Annotated in this window: 16 protein-coding genes; 9 read left to right on the top strand and 7 right to left on the bottom strand. The window is 62.7% G+C overall.

Annotated features, from left to right (window positions below; all coding sequences use genetic code 11):
* Positions 1 to 279: 279 nt before the first annotated feature.
* Positions 280 to 486, top strand: a complete 207-nt coding sequence (locus AC5ZGW_RS15655) for a hypothetical protein (protein ID WP_130223356.1) — start codon at positions 280 to 282, stop codon at positions 484 to 486.
* Here AC5ZGW_RS15655 and AC5ZGW_RS15660 read toward each other — a convergent pair.
* Both AC5ZGW_RS15660 and AC5ZGW_RS15665 read right to left on the bottom strand, forming a co-directional pair.
* Entirely contained in the window at positions 477 to 662 is a 186-nt protein-coding gene (locus tag AC5ZGW_RS15660; RefSeq protein ID WP_130223358.1) for a hypothetical protein, read from the bottom strand. The genes AC5ZGW_RS15655 and AC5ZGW_RS15660 overlap by 10 nt on opposite strands.
* A 381-nt stretch (positions 663 to 1,043) precedes the next feature.
* The gene (locus AC5ZGW_RS15665; RefSeq protein ID WP_130223360.1) at positions 1,044 to 1,775 is read right to left on the bottom strand and encodes a hypothetical protein; all 732 of its coding nucleotides are present in this window, start codon (positions 1,773 to 1,775) and stop codon (positions 1,044 to 1,046) included.
* A 925-nt stretch (positions 1,776 to 2,700) separates the two neighbouring features.
* Between AC5ZGW_RS15665 and AC5ZGW_RS15670 the strand changes: the two genes are divergently transcribed.
* The 7 genes from AC5ZGW_RS15670 to AC5ZGW_RS15700 all read left to right on the top strand — a co-directional run bounded on the left by AC5ZGW_RS15670 (position 2,701) and on the right by AC5ZGW_RS15700 (position 10,454).
* On the top strand, positions 2,701 to 3,594 hold the full coding sequence (locus AC5ZGW_RS15670) for a septal ring lytic transglycosylase RlpA family protein (RefSeq protein ID WP_245474534.1): 894 nt from the start codon (positions 2,701 to 2,703) through the stop codon (positions 3,592 to 3,594).
* Between the two features lie 240 nt (positions 3,595 to 3,834).
* Positions 3,835 to 5,094: a D-alanyl-D-alanine carboxypeptidase family protein gene (locus tag AC5ZGW_RS15675; protein WP_130223364.1), complete on the top strand. Its 1,260-nt coding sequence runs from the start codon at positions 3,835 to 3,837 to the stop codon at positions 5,092 to 5,094.
* A 1-nt stretch (position 5,095) separates the two neighbouring features.
* Positions 5,096 to 5,782, top strand: coding sequence for a dTMP kinase (tmk, locus tag AC5ZGW_RS15680; protein ID WP_130223366.1), 687 nt, complete (start codon positions 5,096 to 5,098; stop codon positions 5,780 to 5,782).
* Positions 5,779 to 6,819, top strand: coding sequence for a DNA polymerase III subunit delta' (locus tag AC5ZGW_RS15685; RefSeq protein ID WP_130223368.1), 1,041 nt, complete (start codon positions 5,779 to 5,781; stop codon positions 6,817 to 6,819). The genes tmk and AC5ZGW_RS15685 overlap by 4 nt, the downstream gene beginning before the upstream one ends.
* 58 nt (positions 6,820 to 6,877) lie before the next feature.
* The gene (metG, locus tag AC5ZGW_RS15690) at positions 6,878 to 8,845 is read left to right on the top strand and encodes a methionine--tRNA ligase (protein ID WP_245474535.1); all 1,968 of its coding nucleotides are present in this window, start codon (positions 6,878 to 6,880) and stop codon (positions 8,843 to 8,845) included.
* 14 nt (positions 8,846 to 8,859) lie between these two features.
* The gene (locus tag AC5ZGW_RS15695) at positions 8,860 to 9,651 is read left to right on the top strand and encodes a TatD family hydrolase (protein WP_130223532.1); all 792 of its coding nucleotides are present in this window, start codon (positions 8,860 to 8,862) and stop codon (positions 9,649 to 9,651) included.
* The gene (locus AC5ZGW_RS15700) at positions 9,648 to 10,454 is read left to right on the top strand and encodes an MBL fold metallo-hydrolase (RefSeq protein ID WP_130223370.1); all 807 of its coding nucleotides are present in this window, start codon (positions 9,648 to 9,650) and stop codon (positions 10,452 to 10,454) included. Before AC5ZGW_RS15695 ends, AC5ZGW_RS15700 begins: the two co-directional genes overlap by 4 nt.
* 108 nt (positions 10,455 to 10,562) lie before the next feature.
* Here the strand turns inward: AC5ZGW_RS15700 and AC5ZGW_RS15705 are convergent, their stop codons facing one another.
* Genes AC5ZGW_RS15705 through AC5ZGW_RS15715 form a run of 3 tightly spaced genes read right to left on the bottom strand, consistent with a single transcriptional unit; the run spans position 10,563 to position 15,202 of the window.
* The gene (locus AC5ZGW_RS15705) at positions 10,563 to 12,212 is read right to left on the bottom strand and encodes an acyl-CoA synthetase (RefSeq protein ID WP_130223372.1); all 1,650 of its coding nucleotides are present in this window, start codon (positions 12,210 to 12,212) and stop codon (positions 10,563 to 10,565) included.
* Positions 12,213 to 12,239: 27 nt separating this feature from the next.
* Positions 12,240 to 14,138, bottom strand: coding sequence for a TRAP transporter large permease (locus tag AC5ZGW_RS15710; RefSeq protein WP_130223374.1), 1,899 nt, complete (start codon positions 14,136 to 14,138; stop codon positions 12,240 to 12,242).
* A 44-nt stretch (positions 14,139 to 14,182) separates the two neighbouring features.
* Positions 14,183 to 15,202 carry a TRAP transporter substrate-binding protein gene (locus AC5ZGW_RS15715; protein WP_130223376.1) on the bottom strand — a complete coding sequence of 340 codons (1,020 nt, stop codon included), beginning with the start codon at positions 15,200 to 15,202 and terminating at the stop codon, positions 14,183 to 14,185.
* A 503-nt stretch (positions 15,203 to 15,705) separates the two neighbouring features.
* Between AC5ZGW_RS15715 and AC5ZGW_RS15720 the strand changes: the two genes are divergently transcribed.
* Positions 15,706 to 16,608, top strand: a complete 903-nt coding sequence (locus AC5ZGW_RS15720) for a polyphosphate kinase 2 family protein (protein ID WP_130223378.1) — start codon at positions 15,706 to 15,708, stop codon at positions 16,606 to 16,608.
* Positions 16,609 to 16,650: 42 nt separating this feature from the next.
* On the opposite strand, the gene AC5ZGW_RS15725 is transcribed toward AC5ZGW_RS15720, so the two are convergent.
* The gene (locus AC5ZGW_RS15725) at positions 16,651 to 19,401 is read right to left on the bottom strand and encodes a cation-translocating P-type ATPase (RefSeq protein WP_130223380.1); all 2,751 of its coding nucleotides are present in this window, start codon (positions 19,399 to 19,401) and stop codon (positions 16,651 to 16,653) included.
* Between the two features lie 495 nt (positions 19,402 to 19,896).
* On the bottom strand, positions 19,897 to 20,367 hold the full coding sequence (locus tag AC5ZGW_RS15730) for a hypothetical protein (protein ID WP_130223382.1): 471 nt from the start codon (positions 20,365 to 20,367) through the stop codon (positions 19,897 to 19,899).
* Positions 20,368 to 20,460: the final 93 nt, after the last annotated feature.

Here is a 20,460-nt window from a genome sequence, read left to right on the forward strand (position 1 = left end):
GCTTCCGCCGCATTTTCTTGCGTACGTCGGTAGTTTGCGCGATGGCAAATTCGGCATCGCTGAACCAGCCTCCTGCCGTTCGTCACCATGACCACGTTCTCGCCTTCCAGTGGATGGCCGTGCTTACAATGAGTTTGTTTCGGCATGCGGTGGGCTCCTATTTCTGAAGCCCCAAGCCCGCACGAATAGCCGCGCCTGAGTCGCGGCAAAGTAGTGGCGGATGGTGCGAGAACTACAGGGAAATCAGGCCTGCCGCAGCTCGTCCCGGATCATATCGCGATGGGCGATGTGCGTGGCCCGCAGCGCGCGGTAGGTGGTCAGAACGTCTTGAGCCAACGAGGTTGGATGGCCAGCGCGCAACAGTTCGTCAATTATCTCAACTTGACGGCTGATGTGCCGATCGCTCAGAGCAACGTGCCGATCTGCCTCAGCCAAATGTTCCAGGACAGGGCGGCGCTCCATGGCAACTCCTCTGTTTACGGCTGATGTGCTCTTACCGGCCCAACCAACAGACGATATTTCGGAACGAAGAGGGTGTTGAAGCTCTCGATGACCTCGCCGCAAACGATGCAGGCAAAGGTGCCCATTTCCGGAGCCTCAGATAAAACAAGCCGGCGTCCGTACAGCGCGCCGCATCGGCAGGTCCGCGTTTTGTCGTCCATGGGCTCCTCCCGCCCTGCCAGCAAGAGCAGCATACCACGGAAAAGCGCAAAAGCGTCCCCCGAAAAGGGGAGTGGATTTTTAACCATCAGTGGTGAGGTATCCGGTGGGTGTGAGAGCCCGGACCAGTGATATCGGCCGCATTTCCCTCCAAGGAATTGCCCTGTCGTCTGCAAACGGCGGGCAGCGGCTGACCGAGCCTTTTGGGCTCAACGGACGCGCTTGGCGGCGCGGTACCGACCGGACCTTTATGGCCGGGGCGTGCCGTTCTATCCAGAGGGGAAACCCTTAAAATCGGCGCAGCTGTCTCACTGGCAGGCTCTCACCCCCCGGCTGCTCCGTCCGTCACGGGGCGCGGCTGGTGCCGCTTTCGGGTTCGTCGATCAGACGCCCGCTGGCCCTTGCGAGACATCGATCACATGGCGCTCGCTGCCAACGGTGATGACGACGGTGTAGGTCTTCGGTCCGCCGCCCTGGTCGGTCGGCGGTGCCAAGTGTAGCTGGCCGCCGTACCATTCACCCGACATCAGAGTACTGTCCTTGATGACGGCTTGTTCCAGCGCAGCCATATTGCGCTGGCCGGTTTCGATCGTGGCTTCGATCATCGCCTCATTCTGTGCTGCAGCGTTTTCCCGGGCGATTGCTGCAGCGGTCGGACTGTAGAAAGTGCCGGTGCGACCGGAGGGCGTCCTGTAGTGACCATGGCCAGCCTGTGAGGCGCTATACGCATTACCGGCGGCCGCAAGACCGGTGAAGATAGCGGCCGCTACTTGGCGGTTCTTCTCCTCCTGGACCAGCATCTCGTAGGTGACGACCTGCATGCCGAAATCCTGTCCGCCAACATGCTGGACGGCCTCGACCTGGGCCACGCGGAAGTCGACGGGCTGACGTCCGAGATTGTTGATGCCGACCACAAATACAGGTCGCCCGTTGGCCTGAAGCTGCCGCGCCGCTGGACGGACCAGCACCAGCGAATTCTTCTGCCGCGACACGAGCGCGGGCTGGCCGTCGCGCATCAAGGCCTGCTGGTTCGACGTCTTGAATGAAACAGTTTCGCCGGCCGAGACACAACCCGCCAGCGTGGCGCACAACGCCACGATCGATAATTTACGCATTGGAATTCCCCCAAACCTGCCATACCCAAAGCCCAACCGGCGCGCGAGATCAAGAGAGCGGTGGTCTTTATGGCGTGGAGTAATGCGCGTAAGCCTCGCTAAGGAGCTTGCGCAGTTCGTCTCAGGCTGGGAGCCGAAGATCAAGGACGGTCTGGCGACCGCCGCGCAGGGAAGGCGAGATCAAAAAAACTGTGCGAAAACTGCAAAGGCCGCGCACGTCGAAACGAGAGCGCAGCACGATCGGCCCGGAATGCCCCCGGGGAGGCCTGGCCTTAGCCTAGTTCAGCGCGAAGGCCAGCAGGCTCGAGCACAGCAGCACGAAGCTTGCTGCTGTGAGCGTCAGGAATCCGTCGGAGACCAAGTCGTGTTTGCGCATGATGCACCTGCTACACTCCGATGCTCGTCCGAATCTATTAAAGCTTTACGAACATGCCTTTCGGGAAAGAGGTGATGCGTCTTTCCATTTCGCGTTGGGCTTTACGCCCGGGTGCGAAAACCCTCATAGGCATGGGCCAGAAAGATCCCCGCGCTCACCAGGCCCATCACCGCCGTAACCGTCTCGATCATTTCAGAACTTCCTTTGCGCCCCCTGCGCACGAGGGAGAGAACGACTGCAGCCTTGCACAGTCAAAAGAATCCTGCCGGCAACGCTGCGATCGGCCGTGAAGTGATGATTTGCTGCAACAGATGTGTGAAAGCGGGACAGCTTTGCCCGTAGAATGCCGGGGAGGGCGCAACCGAGAATTTACCATGGTTCGGCTCTCCCCATTTCCGCCGTGTTCCGGTTGCGATATCCTCACGTTCTGATGCGGAAGGTGGGCCGCATCGTGGGGATCAGTGACGCGAAGAGGCCTCGCAAGTGGGCACGCGTCCGGTAGCGTGGTAGTTGGGGTCGATGGGGAAGCGGCAATATCCGATTCGAGCGATGGCGCGGGGGGTGGCTGCGGTCGCGACTTGCCTGGTGCTCGCCAACTGCGCCTCCTCGAACAAGTTCGCGAGCCGCGTCGATCCGAAATACGGTGTTTCCGCAAGCCCGCGCGTGGTCGCCTTCGGCGACCCGGTACCGAAGGGCGGCGGGACCTATCGGGTCGGCAAGCCCTACATGGTGGCCGGGCGCATGTATGTGCCGGAGGAAGACGCCAACTACCGCGCGGAGGGGATGGCCTCCTGGTATGGCGATGATTTCCACGGTCGGCTGACCGCCAATGGCGAAGTGTTCGACATGGCCTCGCTGACCGCCGCTCATCCGACGCTGCCCATGCCCTCCTATGCGCGGGTGACGAATTTGCGGAACGGCAAGTCGCTGATCGTGCGCGTCAACGACCGCGGCCCCTATCACGGCAACCGCCTCATCGACGTCTCGAACAAAGCCGCCGAACTGCTTGAATTCAAAGGTCATGGCGTCGCCCGCGTCCGCGTCGAATATGTCGGACGGGCGCCGCTGGAGGGCTCCGACGACCGCCAGTTGTTGGCGACGCTGCGCAGCGGCGTGCCGGCGCCGTCGCCGTCCACGGTCCGGATCGCCTCGGCTAGGCCGTTCGTGCCTGACATGTCGTCCTCGGCTGGCCACATCCGGGGCGAGGTTCCGCTGCCGGAGGGGCGGCCCTATTCGCTGGGCAATACGTCGGCCGATTACGCCTCGACCAATGCGACCTCGGAAATGTCTGCCTCCAGCCGTGGGCGCGGGCGGGGCACCGCGAATCTGCGGCAGGTGTCATATGACGCCAATGGCAGCTCTGCGAGCGATGCCGGCTCGGCCTATGTCCCGATCGATCCGCGCGGTCCGGCGGAAGTGCTGAGCGGTCGCGGGCTGTACTAAAATCAACAGCTTCACGCGCTTATCTTAAGAAACCCGATCAGCGTCGGCTGCAGCCTCGAGCCCTTCAGGCGTACGCGTTTCCGCCGTCTTTGCCGGATTTGCTTCAAGGAACCGACGCGGCTTACGCGATAGGATCATTTTCACTGCGGGAGTGCGCGCCGGCTACGGCTTTGCGGCCAAAACCTCAGTTGTTTGCGGTACTTCCAACTGGTAGAAGGCCCCCGTTTCAGGACATCGCCGATGATCGCTGCTTCTCGATCCGCTTTCCCGGCGCGCCGGCCCTGGTGTTCACCTTGGCGCGCGCTGACGGCGGCTGCGGTCGCGCTTGCGATCGGCTTCGGCACCGCGGTCTATGCCGCCAACAACAGCGTGCAGGGCGCCAAGAAGGAGGAGGGCGGCTTTGACGGCGATGCGCCGACCGCGATCCTCATCGAGGCGTCCTCGGGCAGCGTGCTTTTCGAGAAGAACGCCGACGAGCTCCGCGCGCCCTCCAGCATGATGAAGCTGATGACGGCGGAAGTCGTCTTCAACGCCCTCAAGAACGGCCACATCAAGCTGACCGACGAATACAAGATAAGCGAATACGCTTGGCGACGGGGCGGAGCGCCCTCCGGCAGCTCGACGATGTTCGCCGCCATCCACAGCAAGGTCTCGGTCGACGACCTCCTGCACGGGGCGATCATCCAGAGCGGCAATGACTCCTGCATCGCGCTCGCCGAAGGCATCGCCGGCACCGAGCGCGAGTTTGCGGCCGACTTCATGACCAAGCGCGCCCGGGAGCTGGGGCTGACCAAATCGACCTTCGCCAATTCCAACGGCCTGCCTGACCCCGGCAACAAGATGACCGTCCGCGAGCTGGCGAAGCTCGCGCGCCATATCATCCTGACCTATCCCGACATGTACAAGCTGTTCGGCGAGAAGGAATTCACCTGGAACAAGATCCGTCAGCTCAACCGCAATCCGCTGTTGAACTCGCTGAGCGGCGCCGATGGCCTGAAGACCGGCTACACCAAGGAGGGCGGCTACGGCATGGTCGGCTCGGCCGTGCAGAACGACACGCGGCTGATCGTGGTGGTCAACGGGCTGGAGGACGCCGATGACCGCGCAAGCGAAGCCAAGAAGATGCTGGAATGGGGCTTCCGCAGCTTCGAGACCCGCACGCTGATCGCCGCCAACCAGACCATCGGCTACGCACGGGTGTTCGGCGGGGAAAGCCGCTCGGTGAAGCTGACGAGCCCCGAACCGATCAAGGTGATGGTGTCGAAGAACGGCAATGAGAAGCTGCTCGCGCGCGTGGTCTATAACGGCCCGGTGCGGGCGCCGATCCAGGCCGGACAACAGATCGGCGTCGTCAGGGTCTGGCGGAGCGGCAATCTTGCCGTGGAAACGCCCGTCTACGCGGCGGACGCGATCGGCACGGGATCGACCGTGCGCCGGGCGCTCGACGGCGCCCAGGAGCTGGTCATCGGCATGTTCCGCGCCGGCGTCGAGAAGCTCTGACATGGCAAAGGCGAGGGCCAAACGACCATCCTTGCGCGGGCGTTTCATCACGTTCGAAGGCGGCGAGGGGTCCGGAAAATCCACCCAGATCAAGCGGCTCGCCGAGCGGCTGAACGGGACCAAGCTGCGCACCATCGTCACCCGCGAGCCCGGCGGCTCGCCGGGCGCCGAGATCATCCGCCATCTGCTGCTGTCGGGCATGGGCAAGCTGCTCGGGCCCGACGCCGAGACGCTGCTGTTCGCGGCCGCGCGCGATGATCACGCCCGCACCGTGATCCGGCCAGCGCTGAATCAGGGCATCTGGGTGCTCTGCGACCGCTTTTTCGATTCGACGCGCGTCTATCAGGGCCGGCTCGGACAGGTGCCGCCCGGCCTCGTCAGCGCCATGCAGCGCGTCACTATCGGCGACCTCAAGCCGGATCTCACCTTCATCCTCGACGTGCCCGTGGAAGTCGGCCTGAAGCGGGCGGCGGCACGGCGCGGCAGCGCGGCGCCCGACCGCTTCGAGTCCGAGGACGTCCAGTTCCATCAGGATTTGCGCGAGGCGTACCGGCAGCTCGCGGTCGAAGACCCGCAGCGCTGCGTGCTGATCGATGCCGATGCCGACGCCGATGCGGTCGCCGAGCGCATCTGGCATGCGTTGCGCGAGCGCCTCCTCACAGCAATTCCGGCGGCGAGCCACGCATGAGCGCGCGCAAGGTCGAACAGGAGATCGCGGTCCGGCATCCGCGCGAGACGCCCGATTTCTTCGGGCATCGCGAGGCGGAGACCGCGCTGCTCGCGGCCTATCGCTCGGGCCGCATTCCGCACGCCTGGCTGATCGGCGGCACGGCCGGCATCGGGAAGGCGACGCTGGCCTATCGCATGGCGCGCTTCGTGCTGGCGCACCGCGATCCGCTCGCGCCTTCCGTGCAGCAGGCGGAGACGCTGGCGGTCGATCCGCAGGATCCGGTGGCACGGCAGGTCGCGGCGGGTGCTCATGGCGGGCTGTTGGTGCTGGAGCGCGGGCTCAACGACCGCGGCGTGCTGCGGACGGTGATCACGGTCGACGAGACCCGCGAAACCATCTCGTTCTTCGGCTCGACGGCTGCGGTCGAGGGCTGGCGCGTTTGCATCGTTGATACCGTCGACGAGCTCAATCCGAATGCGGCCAATGCGCTCCTGAAGATTCTCGAGGAGCCGCCGCAGCAATCGCTGTTCCTTTTGGTCAGCCACGCGCCGTCGCGGGTGCTGCCGACGATCCTGTCCCGCTGCCGTAAATTGCTGCTCAGGCCGCTTGATACCGATGACGTCATCCGCGCCGCTTCCGCGGCCGCCGAAATGGCACCCGACGATCCGGCGCTGATCGAGGCCGCCGCAGCGGCGGAGGGGAGCGTGGCGCGGGCGCTGAACCTTCTCGGCGGCGACGCGCTGAAGCTGCAGCAGAAGACCGCAGCGCTGCTTGCGACATTGCCGCAGGTCGATCCGCGCGAACTGCATGCGCTCGCGGATTCGCTGGGCCTCAGCGATCGCGTGGCGCTCGCGGCCTTCATCGAGGGCGTCGAACGCTGGATCAGCGACAGACTGCGCACGGGCGATCCCAACGCCAATTTGCCGCGCCTTGCACGGCTGGCGGAGGTATGGGAAAAGATCGTCCTCGCCGCGCGCGACACTGAAGCATACAATCTGGAACGCAAACCGCTGGTGTTCTCGGTGTTTTCGATGCTCGCGGAAGCCGTGCGGTAATCCGCCGTTTCACCAATCCCGATCATTTTCACTTGAACTGCACCTTGAGGAATTCGTTGTGGCTCGGAAAGCTTCGAAGAAGAAAAAGACGAAGAAGGCAGCACGTCGCGCCGCCGAGGCCGCGGTGAAAACGCGCACGAAAAAGAAGACGGCGACTACGAAGAAGGCGAAAAAGACCGCCAAGCCGGCCGTGAAGAAAGCTGCCAAGAAGAAAACCGCCGTCAAGAAAGCCGCGGGCAAGAAGGCAACTGCCAAGAAGGCAACGACCAAGAAGGCAACGACCAAGAAGACGCCTGCCAAGACCAAGAAGCCCGCGAAAAGATCGGCAAAGAAAGCCACGAAGAAGACCGCGACAGAAAAGCCGGTTCCTGCTCCGGAGCAGGCCAGCACACCCGCGCCCGCGCCGGTGGCGAAGAAGGCGCCGAAGCCAAAGCCGAAGCAACCCGATCCCGCCGCCAACCCCGCGCCTGCGACCGATCGCGGCAACCTGTTCTACATCACGACCGCGATCGCCTATCCCAATGGCCAGCCGCATATCGGCCACGCCTATGAGGCGATCGCGACCGATGCGCTGGCGCGCTTCCAGCGGCTCGACGGCAAGGACGTGTTCTTCCTGACCGGCACCGACGAGCACGGCCAGAAGATGATCCAGACCGCGCAAGGCGAGGGACTGACGCCGCACGAACTCGCGACCCGCAACGCCGCCCGCTTCAAGGAAATGGACGAGCGGCTGAACGTCTCGTTCGACCGTTTCATCCGCACCTCCGAACCGGCGCACCACCGTTCGGTGCAGGCGATCTGGGATCGCATGCTGGCGAATGGCGACATCTATCTCGACAGCTATTCCGGCTGGTACTCGGTGCGCGACGAGGCCTATTACGCCGAGGACGAGACCGTCGTCGGCGAGGACAATGTCCGCCGCGGACCGCAGGGCACGCCGGTCGAGTGGGTCGAGGAGAAGAGCTACTTCTTCAAGCTCTCCGCGTACGAGGACAGACTGCTTCATCTCTACGAGAGCCAGCCCGATTTCATCGGGCCGGACTCGCGTCGCAACGAAGTCATGAGCTTCGTCAGGAGCGGGCTGAGGGATCTCTCGATCTCGCGCACGACGTTCGACTGGGGCGTCAAGGTGCCCAATGATCCCGAGCATGTGATGTATGTCTGGGTCGACGCGCTCACCAACTACATCACCGGCGTCGGCTATCCCGACCAGAACGATACAAACTGGCGCTATTGGCCGGCGGATGTGCACATCATCGGCAAGGACATCATCCGCTTCCACGCGGTGTATTGGCCCGCTTTCCTGATGTCGGCCGGCATCCCCGTGCAGAAGCGCGTCTATGCCCATGGCTTCCTGTTCAGCAGGGGCGAGAAGATGTCGAAGTCGGTCGGCAATGTCGTCGATCCCTTCAACCTCGCGGACCAGTATGGCGTCGATCAGATGCGCTATTTCTTCCTGCGCGAGGTGCCATTCGGGCAGGACGGCAATTACAGCCACGAGGCCATCGTCGCGCGCATCAATGCCGACCTTGCTAACGATCTCGGCAATTTGGCGCAGCGCTCGCTGTCGATGATCGCCAAGCAGCTCGACGGCGTGCTGCCGGAGCCCGGCGAGTTCTCGGACAATGACAAGGCGATCCTGGCGCAGGCAGATAACATGCTGGAGGCGTCGCGAAATGCGATGGCGACCCAGCAGATCCACCAATGGCTGAACACGGTGTGGGCCGTGGTGGCCGAAGCCAACCGCTACTTCGCGGGCGAAGCGCCATGGGCGCTGGCCAAGACCGATCCTATCAGGCAGAAGACGGTGCTGTATGTGACCGCGGAGGTCGTGCGCCAGATCGCGATCCTGACGCAGCCTGTGATGCCGGAAGCCTCGGCCAAGCTGCTCGACAGTCTGGGCATTCCCAGGGACGATCATAAGTTGCGCCAATTCGCGGCCTTTGGCGAGCGGCTCAAGCCGGGCGTCCAATTGCCGCCGCCGGTCGGCGTGTTCCCTCGCTATGTCGAACCAAAGACCGATTGAGCGGTTGGAAGGACATGCTGGTCGACAGCCATTGCCACCTGGATTTTCCTGACTTTACTGAGGATCTCGACGCCATCGTCGCGCGGGCCGAGGGCGCGGGCGTGGGGCGCATGGTCACGATCTCGACCCGGGTGCGGCGGCTCGACACGCTGCTTGCGATCGCCGAGCGTTTTCCGAACGTCTACTGCTCGGTCGGCACGCATCCGCATCAGGCCGACGAGGAAGACGGCATTGCGCCGGCCGAACTGATCGAGCTGACCAGGCATCCGAAGGTCGTGGCACTCGGCGAGGCCGGGCTCGACTACTTCTACCAGCACGGTTCGCGCGAGGCGCAGGAGCGCGGCTTCCGCGCGCATATCGCCGCTGCACGCGCCACCGGCCTGCCGCTCGTGATCCACACCCGCGAGGCGGACGAGGATTGCGGCCGCATCCTGGAAGACGAGGTGGCGAAGGGACCGTTCAAGGCGGTGCTGCATTGCTACACCGGCGGGCGTGAGCTCGCGATGAAAGCGATTTCGCTTGGCCTGTCGATCTCGTTCACGGGCATCCTGACCTTCAAGAAATCGGAGGCGTTGCGGGCGCTCGCGGCCGAGCTGCCTGATGATCGCATCATGGTCGAGACCGACTCGCCGTATCTCGCGCCCGGCAAATTCCGCGGCAAGCGCAACGAGCCTTCTTACGTGGTCGAGGTCGCCAAGGTCCTCGCCGAGACGCGCGGCGTTTCACTGGAGGAAATTTCGCGGCAGACCACCGAAAACTTCTTCCGGCTGTTCTCCAAAGTGCCGGCTCCGAAAGAGGCGGCATGACGATCACGTTGACGATTTTGGGCTGCGGCTCCTCCGCCGGCGTGCCGCGCCCGGCGCTCGGTTGGGGCGCCTGCGATCCGAACAATCCGAAGAACCGCCGCCGCCGCTGCTCGCTGCTGGTCGAGCGCAACGGCGCGCACGGCACCACGCGGATCGTGGTCGACACCTCGCCCGACCTGCGTGAGCAACTGATCGACGCCAACGTCGATCACATCGACGCGGTCTTCCTCACGCATGAGCACGCCGACCAGACCCATGGCATCGACGACCTCCGCTCGGTGGTGATGCATCAGCGCCGACGCATTCCGGTCTACTTCAACCAGTCGACCGCCAAGGACATCATGGCGCGGTTCTCCTATTGCTTCATCTCGCCCGAGGGCAGCGACTATCCGCCGATCCTGACGCGTCACGGTATCGAGGCGGGCGAGAGCCATACGACCGAGGGGAAGGGCGGTCCGGTCAAGCTTTCCGCCTTCCTGGTCCAGCACGGCAGGATTCCCGCGCTCGGCTTTCGCGTCGGCGGCGCGGCGTACACGCCAGATTTGCACGATATCCCTACGGAAAGCTGGCCGGCGCTGGAGAACCTCGATCTCTGGATCGTCGACGGATTGCGCTATGCGACGCATTCCAGCCATTTCAGCGTGGCCGATGCGCTGTCATGGATCGACCGCTTCAAGCCGAAGCGTGCCGTCATCACCAACATGCACGCCGACCTCGACTATGAGGCGTTGCGGCAAAAGCTGCCCGCCGGTGTGGTGCCGGCGTATGACGGCATGCGGCTGGTGCTGGACAAGGCGGGGTAAAAGTCCATCATCGTCATTGCGAGCGCAGCGAAGCAATCCATTCCTCCGCTTGCGCCCGTGGATAGATGGATTACTTCGCTGCGCTCGCAATGACGGCGGTGATCGCGGCTAGGTCGAGATCGCTTTCGCTGATCCGACCTGGTTGCGCAGCATGAATTTCTGGATCTTGCCGGTCGAGGTCTTCGGAATCGGGCCGAACACCACCGCCTTCGGCGTCTTGAAGCCGGACATCTGCTCGCGGCAGAAGGCGATGATCTCTGCCTCCGTCGCCTGCGCACCTTGCTTCAGCTCGACGAAGGCGCAGGGCACTTCGCCCCATTTCGGGTCGGGCTTGGCGACCACTGCCGCAAACAGCACAGCGGGGTGCTTGTAGAGGATGTCCTCGACCTCGACCGAGGAGACGTTCTCGCCGCCGGAGATGATGATGTCCTTGGAGCGGTCCTTGATGATGACGTAGCCGTGCTGATCGAGCACGCCGAGATCGCCGGTGTGGAACCAGCCGCCGGCGAAGGCTTCCTGCGTCGCCTTCTCGTTCTTCAGATAGCCCTTCATCACGATGTTGCCGCGGAACATGACTTCGCCGATGGTCTCGCCGTCGCGCGGCACGGGCTGCATCGTGGCCGGATCGAGCACGGTGACGGCCTCCTCGAGCGGGTAGGGCACGCCCTGTCGCCGTTTCATCTGAGCGCGCTGCGGGGCGGGCAATTCGTCCCAGCCGGGCTGCTCGGCGCAGACGGAGGCAGGGCCATAGACCTCGGTCAGGCCATAGACATGTGTGAGCTTGATGCCGATCCGCTCGGCGCCTTCGAGCACGGCGACCGGCGGGGCGGCGCCTGCGATCAATCCAATCACGGGCTTTGCGCGCCCGCCCTTCGGCGCGTCCGGCGCATTGATCAGCACGTTGTAGACGATCGGCGCGCCGCACATGTGGCTGACGCCGTGTTTTGCGATCAGCTCGAAGATCCTGGTGGGCTCGACCTTGCGCAGGCAGACATTGACGCCTGCGGCGGCTGCTATGGTCCAGGGAAAGCACCAGCCGTTGCAGTGGAACATGGGCAGCGTCCAGAGATAGACCGGATGCTGTCCGAGATTACCCGCGAGGATGTTGCTGACGGCGTTGAGATAGGCGCCGCGGTGATGCGTCACCACGCCCTTGGGATTACCCGTGGTCCCCGACGTATAGCTGAGCGCGATCGCTTCCCATTCGTCGTCAGGCCGACGCTCGACAAAGGCGGGATCGCCCAGCGCGAGCGCCGCTTCATATTCGATCTCGCCGATGCGCTGGCCGCCATCGAACGATGCATCATCGACGTCGATGACGAAAGGCTTGGGACCTTTCATCTGCGCCAGCGCGTCGGCGATGACGCCGGCGAATTCGGGATCGACCAGGATGATCCTTGCGCCGCCATGATCGAGTTGGAACGCGATCGACGGCGCGTCGAGCCGGATGTTCAACGTGTTCAAGACCGCGCCGGTCATCGGCACCGCGAAATGCAGTTCGTTCATCGCAGGGATGTTCGGCAGCATCGCCGCAACGGTATCGCCAACCCCGATGCCGCGGCTGGCGAGATAGGACGCGAAGCGCCGGCAGCGATCGTAAGTCTCGGCCCAGGTGAAGCTACGGCCTTCATAGACGGTGCTGACATGGTCGGGATAGATGGCGGCCGAACGCGCCAGGAAGCTGAGCGGCGTCAGCGGCACGTAGTTGGCGGGCGTCTTGTCCAATCCGATATTGTACTGGTTCTGGGCTGCGCTCATGGCTGGATCCCATTAAAGATTAAAGTCTCACAAGAACCCGATGGAAATCCACGGGAAGATCGCGACGATGATCAGTCCAACCATCAGCGCCAGAAGATAGCCCCAGATCGGTCTGATGCCTTCCGCCGGATCGACGCGCCCGATGGCGCAGGCCGCATAATAGCCGACGCCGAAGGGCGGTGCGAACAATCCGATGCCCATCGCCAGGATGATGATCATGGCATAGTGCACCTCGTGGACGCCGACGGCACGCGCAATCGGGAACAACAATGGCCCGAACAGCACGATCGCCGGTATCCCCTCGAGCACGCTGCCGAGGATCACGAATGCCAGGATCGACACCGCGATGAAGCTTGCCGAGCCGCCGGGGAGCCCGGTCATGGCCGCGGCGAGCGCCCGGGAGAAGCCGGACTGGGTGAGCCCCCAGGCCATCCCGGTTGCCGTGCCGATGATCAGGAGGATCGCACCCGACAGGCAAGCCGTCTCGACCAGCATTGGCACGAGTCGCCGCCAGTCGAAATTGCGGTAGATCAAAAGGCCATAGATGAAGAAGCCGACGATAAAGGCGTAGACGATGCCGATCGTAGAGACTTCCGTTGCGGTGGCGATGCCCTCGATGACGGCGTAGCGGATCACGAAAGGCAGGGCCAGCGCCGGCAGGGCGATGATGAGTGTCCGCCCAATCTCGGCGCCGCTCGCCCTCTTCACGTGCCGCAAGTCCTCCTTGCGGTAGCGCCACCAGACCAGCACCGACAGCGTGATCGCCAGCACCACGCCAGGCAGCAGGCCGCCGGTGAACAGTGCGGCGATCGAAACGCCGGTGACCGAGCCGATGGTGATCAGCACGAGGCTCGGCGGGATGGTTTCGGTCTGCGCGCCGGTGGCGGAGAGCAGGGCGACGAGATCGCCGGGACGGGCGCCGCGCGCCTTCATCTCCGGAAACAGCACCGGCGCGACGGCGGCCATGTCGGCGGCCTTGGAGCCGGAAATGCCGGAGACCAGATACATCGCGCCGACCAGCACGTAATGCAGTCCGCCACGGACATGACCGAGCAGGCTCGCCAGGAAGGCGACCATCGCCCGCGCCATGCCGGTCATCTCGATCAGAAGCCCCAGGAAGACGAACAGCGGCACTGATAACAGGATCAGATGGCTCATGCCCTCGTCCATGCGGCCAACCAGCACCATCAGCGGCGTGCCGGTGGTCAGCGCCAGATAGCCGTAGGTCGCAAGCCCGAACGCGAACGCGATCGGCACGCCGGCGAAGACCGAAAAGCCGGTGACGCCGACAAAGAAGATGATGAGATTGAGGTTGCCGAGCGGTCGCAAGACGCCCTTGAGCAGCCAGAATACGGCAATCACCGCCGCTACCGATGCGATTGCGGCCAGCACCGTCCGCACATTGGCCGCGCGGGCGAGCCGCAGCAGCGCGAACAGCGCCATCAGGCCGATCCCGGTCGGCAGCGCCGCCGCCCGCCAGCTATTGAGGATCTGCAGCGCCGGCGTCGTGATGTAGCTTTCCTCGTAAGCGTATTCGTAGGCCGGCCAGGCGATCAGAAGCAGGAACGCCAGCGCCGCGGCGGTGGCGACGAGATCGAGATAGGACCGCAGCGCCGGACGCGCATTGGCGACGACGGCGGTCATCCGCATGTGCTCGGCGCGGCGGAACGCGACCGCAGCGCCCAGCATCGCCAGCCACAGGAACAGGATCGAGGCCAGTTCGTCCGACCAGATCAGCGGGCTGTGCAGCGCATAGCGAGCAACCACGCCGGCGAACAGGATCACGATCTCGGCTACGACCAATAGCGCCGCCGGGATCTCGACCAGCCGTCCGAGGGTGTGTTCGAGCGATTCCGTGAACGAACGGCGGCGAGGGGAGTGGTCCGCCTCGCCGGCCATGATCTCGCTCAGTTCGGCATGAGCCATCACGGCCCCCTGCACTAGAGATTATTGAGTTGGCGCGCTGGAGCTTACGACAGTTTGCCGACGGATTTCTCCAAAAGCTCCCAGGCCTGGTCGCCATACTTGCCCTTCCATTCGGCATAGAAGCCCGCGGCGCGGAGCTTGTCGCGGAACGGCGTGATGCCCGGCTGGTTGAAGATGAGGCCCTTGCCGGCCAGTTCCTGCTGCAGGCTGGCATTCAGCTTGGCGACGTCGGCACGCTCGTTGACGGCCGCCGCATTGACGTTCTTGGCGACGATGGTCCTGACGTCCTCGGGTAGCTTCTCCCAGGCACGGCGGTTGGCGAGGAACCAGAAGCCGTCCCACATGTGGTTGGTCAGCGAGCAGTACTTCTGCACCTCGTACAGCTTGGCGGTCGAGATGATCGCCAGCGGGTTCTCCTGACCCTCGACGATCTTGGTCTGCAGCGCCGAATAGACCTCGCTGAAATTGATCGAGGCGGGGGCGGCGTCGAACGCCTTGAACATCGAGGTCCACAAAGGCGAGACCGGCACGCGGATCTTGAAGCCTTTATAATCCTCCGGACCGTTGATCGGCTTGGTCGACGACGTGGTCTGGCGGAACCCGTTGTCCCAGATCTTTTCCATCACCTCGAGCCCGGCCTTCTTGATCTCGCCGCGGACATAGGCGCCCAGCCCGCCATCCATGGCCTTCCAGACCGTGTCATAGTCCGGGAACGCGAACCCGATGCCGTTGATGGATGCCGCCGGCACCAGCGTCGACAGAATCAGGCCGGACAGCGTGAAAAACTCGACGCCGCCGGAACGGATCTGGCTCAGCACGTCGGTATCGGAACCGAGCTGGTTGTTGGGGAAGACTTGCAGGTCGAAGCGGCCATTGGTCTCGGTCTTGATCGCCGCCGCCATCTCGCGGGCGCGGACGTTCATGGGATGGCTGTCCGGGAGATTGTTGGCGTATTTGTAGGTGAACTCGGCGGCTTGCGCGCGGGCCACCAATGGCGCGCCAAGGCCGCCCAAAACGGCCGAGGCAGCCGATGCCTTCAGTAGCGCGCGTCGTGAAAAGCTCATCTTGGTTTGCTCCCTTTATGAGGCTTGTTGTTGTCCGTGCCGCGGGTCGGCAAGCGATCTCGCTGGCGCTTATTGCAGCGTCTGGAGCCGGCGGCAATATAGGCTTTCACACAGGGCGGCGGACGGCTGGATGCTCACATGCGGACTGGCCAATGCGGTCGCTCCGGATTGCCTGACGGGAAGCTGGCGCTGACGCGCCAGATTGGCGTTTCTATCAGGAAATTCGCCTAAATCTTTGATCCGATTGTATATAAATATATTCCATAATATACCTTATGCGAATTTGGTATAGGCCATAGCCTCGAGCCGTTGTTGTAGCGCTCTCCCGATTGTCTGCGGTCCGTTCACGCGAGTCCTGCACGCCCTCCCTGCTATTGCTCCCGCGCTGGCGATCGGCCCGGGAATTCCAGATCGTACTGAGCTGCCCGATCACTGAGGCCGACAGCATTGCGGCGTCTAGCCGACCGAGCGAGATTGTCTCTTCACAAATGGGAGGTCTCGCTATGCCGAGGAAAGAGATTCTCGACCAAATCCAGAAGTACACCCACCCGTTCCGCGTCGCTAACGGCAAGCGCTTTCAATTGAAGGATTTCGCCCCCGGCGATACGCGCGGCCTGAAGATGGACAAGGGTGAAGCTGCCGGCCTCCTTCAACGCGGCACTCAGTGGCTGGCGGAAGAACAGGACATGCTGTATGCGCAGGATCGCTGGTCGCTGCTGCTCGTCTTCCAGGCCATGGATGCCGCTGGCAAGGACAGCACGATCAAACACGTCATGTCGGGGGTCAATCCGCAAGGCTGTCAGGTCTACTCGTTCAAGCAGCCTTCGCAGGAAGAGCTCGACCACGACTTCATGTGGCGCTACGTCAAGCGTCTGCCTGAGCGCGGGCGGATCGGCATATTCAATCGCTCCTATTACGAGGAAGTTCTCATTGTGCGCGTGCACGAGGATATCCTGGAGCGGCAGAAATTGCCTCCGCGGTTCATGAGCAAGCGGATCTGGGACGAACGGCTCGCCGACATCGCGCATTTCGAGGACTACCTGACGCGGCAGGGCGTGGTCATCCTCAAGTTTTTCCTGAACGTTTCGCGCGAAGAGCAGAAAAAACGCTTCATGAAGCGCCTCGACGAGCCGGAGAAGAACTGGAAGTTCTCCCCTTCGGATATCCACGAGCGCAAGTTCTGGAACGACTACATGCGCTCGTTTGAAAATGCAATCCGGGTCACGGCTTCGGAGCACGCGCCGTGGTATGTGGTCCCAGCCGACAACAGGTGGTTCACCCGGCTTGTCGTCGCTGCGGCAATCGTGGAGGCGGTCGAGCAGCTTGACCTTGCATACCCGACGCTGAGCGCGGGCCAGAAGAAGGAGCTGGCGGCCGCGCGTGCGGAGCTTGCGCGCGAAGGCTGAGGCCTTTGTCCAAGGCTCTGGGATCCAAGGCTCTGCGATCAGTCATGTGCCAGCTTCGGCAGCGACGACAGCCTTCCGCAGCGAGCCCGACGAGCGAATGATCAGCTTCTCAGCCTCTACGACGAGGAAGAACACCAGACCGCCCGCCAGCAGCCAGGGCCAGACCCATAACGGGATAGCTTCGTTGCCGAACGTCGCCTGGAACGGCGGCGTGTAAGTGAAGATCAGTTGCAGGATCACCACGGCAACGATCCCGAGCGGCAAGTACGGGTTGCCCATATGCGCCCTGACGTCGAGCGACGAGTCGAGCAGATAGCGGCTGTTCAAGAGATAGAAGACCTGGCCGATTGTGATGGCATTGACGGCTACCGTCCGCGCCAATCCGTCCGAAGCGCCCTGGGCCTTCATCCAGAAGAATGCCAGCAAGGTGTAGGCAAGGAGCGCCAAGCCGACAAAGACGATCCGCCAAATCCCGAATCCTGTGACGATCGGGCGGTCCACCGCGCGCGGCGGCCGCTTCATCACATCGATCTCGTGCGGCTCGAAGGAGATGACCAGGCCAAGCGCGACCGAAGTCACCATATTGACCCAAAGGACTTGCGGGGCGGTGATCGGCATGGTGAAGCCGAGAAAGATGGCCGACGCAATCACCATTGCCTGCGCGACGTTGGTCGGCAACAGGAAAAGCATGGCCTTCTCGATGTTGTTGTAGACCGTGCGCCCCTCCTTCACTGCTGCCGAGATCGAGGCGAAGTTGTCGTCGGCCAGGATCATCCCGGCGGCCTCCTTCGTCACCTCGGTGCCTTTGATACCCATGGCCACGCCGATGTCGGCTTTCTTGAGCGAAGGCGCGTCGTTTACGCCATCGCCTGTCATCGCCACGATTTGGTTATTGGCCTGGATGGCCTTCACAAGGCGCAGCTTGTGTTCAGGGCTGGCACGCGCGAAGACATCAACAGTGCGAACGCGTTCCTGCAACGTCGCGGTGTCCATGCCCTCGATTTCGGTGCCCGTGATCGCCGTCTTCCCGTCGCCGAGACCGAGCATCTTGGCGATGGCCGCGGCGGTGATCTTGTGATCGCCCGTGATCATGGTGACCCGGATGCCACCGCCATGGCACTCCTTCACAGCCTCGATGGCCTCTTTGCGCGGCGGATCGAGCAAGCCGATCAGGCCGAGCAAGACGAGCGTCCGTGGCAAGTCGGCCGCGGTGAGACTGCCGGCCTTCACATTCGGATTCTCAAGCCACGCCAGCGCCAGCACACGTTCGCCTTGAGCCGCAAGTCCGTCTGATTGTTTCAAGAAGTGCTCGCGGTCGAGGGGCCTCGGCGGGCCGTCGGCGGTCTGCTGGCGATCGCAGTGATCGAGGATCACTTCCGGGGCGCCCTTGACCAGCAGCACCTGCTCGCCGCTCGCAGCCTCATGGAGCGTCGCCATGAACTTGTGCTCGGATTCGAAGGGAATGGCATCGATACGCGGAGCTGCTGCCTGCTCTGCCTGCCGATCCATACCGAGCTTGGCCGCGAACGGATAGAGCGCCCCTTCCGTCGGATCGCCCTCCACTTTCCAGCGGCCTTCCTCCAGAAACAGCTCCGCATCGTTGCAGAGCATTGAGACCCGCCCCATGAGCGCGAGTACCGGCTCCCTGCCCGCGGCCTCTCCGTCCTTTCTGATCTCCCCCTTCGGCGAATAACCGTCGCCTGTAATTTGATATGCTGACTCAGCCGTAACGGCGGACACCACCATCATTTCCATGAGCGTCAGCGTGCCCGTCTTGTCCGAGCAGATCCGCGACACCGATCCAAGCGTCTCGACCGCGGGCAATCGCCGGATGATGGCGTTGCGCTGCGCCATGCGCTGCACGCCGATGGCCAGGGTAATCGTGATGAGCGCGGGTAGTCCCTCCGGAATAAGCGATACCGCGATGCCGACAACGGCCTGGAACAACTCCACAAAGTCCATACCCTTCACCCACTTCCCGTAGGCGAATATCAGTACGCTGATCACCCCGATCGCAGCGGTGATGGCGTAGCCGAATTTCTTGACCTGGCGCAGCAACGGAGTCTCGAGCGCACTGACATTGGCGAGCAGCTGGTTGATGCGGCCGAGCTCGGTCTCGCTGCCGGTCGAGACGACCACTCCGGTCGCGCGACCGGACGTGACCATGGTGCCGGAAAACGCCATGCTCTCGCGATCCCCGACCGTTGCGTTCACAGGTACTGCATCGACACCCTTCTCCGCCGGCACCGATTCGCCGGTGAGGGCGGCCTCTTCGGTCCGCAGGTTCTTTGTCTCGATGAGCCGCAGGTCTGCAGGAATCTTGTCACCCGACTCCAGGAGCACGACGTCGCCCGGAACAAGTTGCTCCGCAGCAATCATGCGGCTCTCGCCACCGCGCACCGTCCGCGCCTCCGCGGACAGCATGTTGCGGATGGAGTCCAGTGCCTTCTCGGCCCTGCCCTCCTGAATGAACCCGAGCAGCGCGTTGAGAATGACCACAGCAAAAATGATTGCCGCATCAACCCAAAGGTTCAGCATCAACTTGGTGAATCCCGCGGCGAGCAGCACGTAGACCAGGATGTTGTTGAACTGCGCGAGAAACCGGGCAAACGGTCCCTCCTTCCTGCCTTCCGGCAGACGGTTTGGCCCGTATTTCCGAAGGCGGACCGCGGCCTCAGCCGGATCGAGACCTTTCTCCCGGCTGGTGCCGAGTCGCTCCACGACCTCTTGTTGAGATATCGCGTGCCAGGCAACAATCTCGCTGACCGGGTTCGCATTCACTGCTGTGCTCATGCGTCTGCAAGGAAGAAAAGCTTGCGACCTGGAATTCCAGAAACCGATCGTCCAAGGCTGGCAGTCGGCACCAAATCCGGTACGATCGCATTCAAGTACGCGTCGGTGAGCGCGAGCATCATCGCACCGTCCCTCGCCAAATACAACTCAAGGAGCAATTGCCGCCCAGGCTGACGACCAGGGTCGATACAGCCGACAGCACGCGAGCGGATACCGAGCGATATCGGGTGCAACGCGTCGACGAACTTCTCGTCCGTAAGATCCGAAGACCCCACGATGCAACGAACGCTCACCAAGGCAACGTATCTAGCCGTGTGGTGAGCTTTCTACCTCTCGCTTGCATCGCAGCTCGCCGAGCTTCTTGGTCGATTGACGGCCTTGACACGTCAGCAACGCTTACCTAGCGCCAACGCGCTCGGTTCGCATCACCCTCGCCTTCCTCTCGTTGTGCTGCACGAGAGCGAGACAGTATTTCCGCAAAGCGTGCCGCTCGACCTATCTGCCGGTTCCATCATTTAGCTGGATGGTGATCACATCCATCGGTCGCCAGTACGTATCAAAGCCATCGCTGTAGTCTTGGCGAACCGTGCCTATGTTGAGTTTGCACTGGCCCGTCTGCCGAAAGATCGGCCGCACAAGTCCATCTTCCACCCAGGCGCACACGTGCTTGCCAAGGCGGATTGCACCTAACGAACGATCGTAGACAAGGCCAGCAACTCTAATCTTGTAGCTGTTGTATGGTTTGCATTCGGACGCTGCCCAATCTCCATTAACGTATTTATCGCACAAGGTCGCTGATACCCACGCGCGATTTAGATCAGGGTTGGAACGGAATTCCAGGAAGGCTGCGCCGTTTGGCGTGCGCCAGACACTAGGAACTTTCGCAACAAAAACGGATTTGGAATGCGCCGTCACAGGTACGGCCAGCAGGAAAATCGTCGACAGTAACACAACCACTGTCTTCATTCTTGCCTCCTTTTGCATGTGCTCAACGTCGAAATGTTCGCAGCAGTGTGCACCGGAGAAAAATAAACTCACCGTTTGTATTCGCCGATGTGT

Source organism: Bradyrhizobium sp. Crot121 (genome assembly GCF_059512385.1).

What these genes read in the sequence shown, in the direction of transcription:
- AC5ZGW_RS15655 (WP_130223356.1), top strand. Translation starts at nt 280, where the DNA reads ATGGGCGATGTGCGTGGCCCGCAGCGCGCGGTAGGTGGTCAGAACGTC.
- AC5ZGW_RS15660 (WP_130223358.1), bottom strand. Translation starts at nt 662, where the DNA reads ATGGACGACAAAACGCGGACCTGCCGATGCGGCGCGCTGTACGGACGC.
- AC5ZGW_RS15665 (WP_130223360.1), bottom strand. Translation starts at nt 1,775, where the DNA reads ATGCGTAAATTATCGATCGTGGCGTTGTGCGCCACGCTGGCGGGTTGT.
- AC5ZGW_RS15670 (WP_245474534.1), top strand. Translation starts at nt 2,701, where the DNA reads ATGGCGCGGGGGGTGGCTGCGGTCGCGACTTGCCTGGTGCTCGCCAAC.
- AC5ZGW_RS15675 (WP_130223364.1), top strand. Translation starts at nt 3,835, where the DNA reads ATGATCGCTGCTTCTCGATCCGCTTTCCCGGCGCGCCGGCCCTGGTGT.
- tmk (WP_130223366.1), top strand. Translation starts at nt 5,096, where the DNA reads ATGGCAAAGGCGAGGGCCAAACGACCATCCTTGCGCGGGCGTTTCATC.
- AC5ZGW_RS15685 (WP_130223368.1), top strand. Translation starts at nt 5,779, where the DNA reads ATGAGCGCGCGCAAGGTCGAACAGGAGATCGCGGTCCGGCATCCGCGC.
- AC5ZGW_RS15695 (WP_130223532.1), top strand. Translation starts at nt 8,860, where the DNA reads ATGCTGGTCGACAGCCATTGCCACCTGGATTTTCCTGACTTTACTGAG.
- AC5ZGW_RS15700 (WP_130223370.1), top strand. Translation starts at nt 9,648, where the DNA reads ATGACGATCACGTTGACGATTTTGGGCTGCGGCTCCTCCGCCGGCGTG.
- AC5ZGW_RS15705 (WP_130223372.1), bottom strand. Translation starts at nt 12,212, where the DNA reads ATGAGCGCAGCCCAGAACCAGTACAATATCGGATTGGACAAGACGCCC.
- AC5ZGW_RS15710 (WP_130223374.1), bottom strand. Translation starts at nt 14,138, where the DNA reads ATGGCTCATGCCGAACTGAGCGAGATCATGGCCGGCGAGGCGGACCAC.
- AC5ZGW_RS15715 (WP_130223376.1), bottom strand. Translation starts at nt 15,202, where the DNA reads ATGAGCTTTTCACGACGCGCGCTACTGAAGGCATCGGCTGCCTCGGCC.
- AC5ZGW_RS15720 (WP_130223378.1), top strand. Translation starts at nt 15,706, where the DNA reads ATGCCGAGGAAAGAGATTCTCGACCAAATCCAGAAGTACACCCACCCG.
- AC5ZGW_RS15725 (WP_130223380.1), bottom strand. Translation starts at nt 19,401, where the DNA reads ATGAGCACAGCAGTGAATGCGAACCCGGTCAGCGAGATTGTTGCCTGG.
- AC5ZGW_RS15730 (WP_130223382.1), bottom strand. Translation starts at nt 20,367, where the DNA reads ATGAAGACAGTGGTTGTGTTACTGTCGACGATTTTCCTGCTGGCCGTA.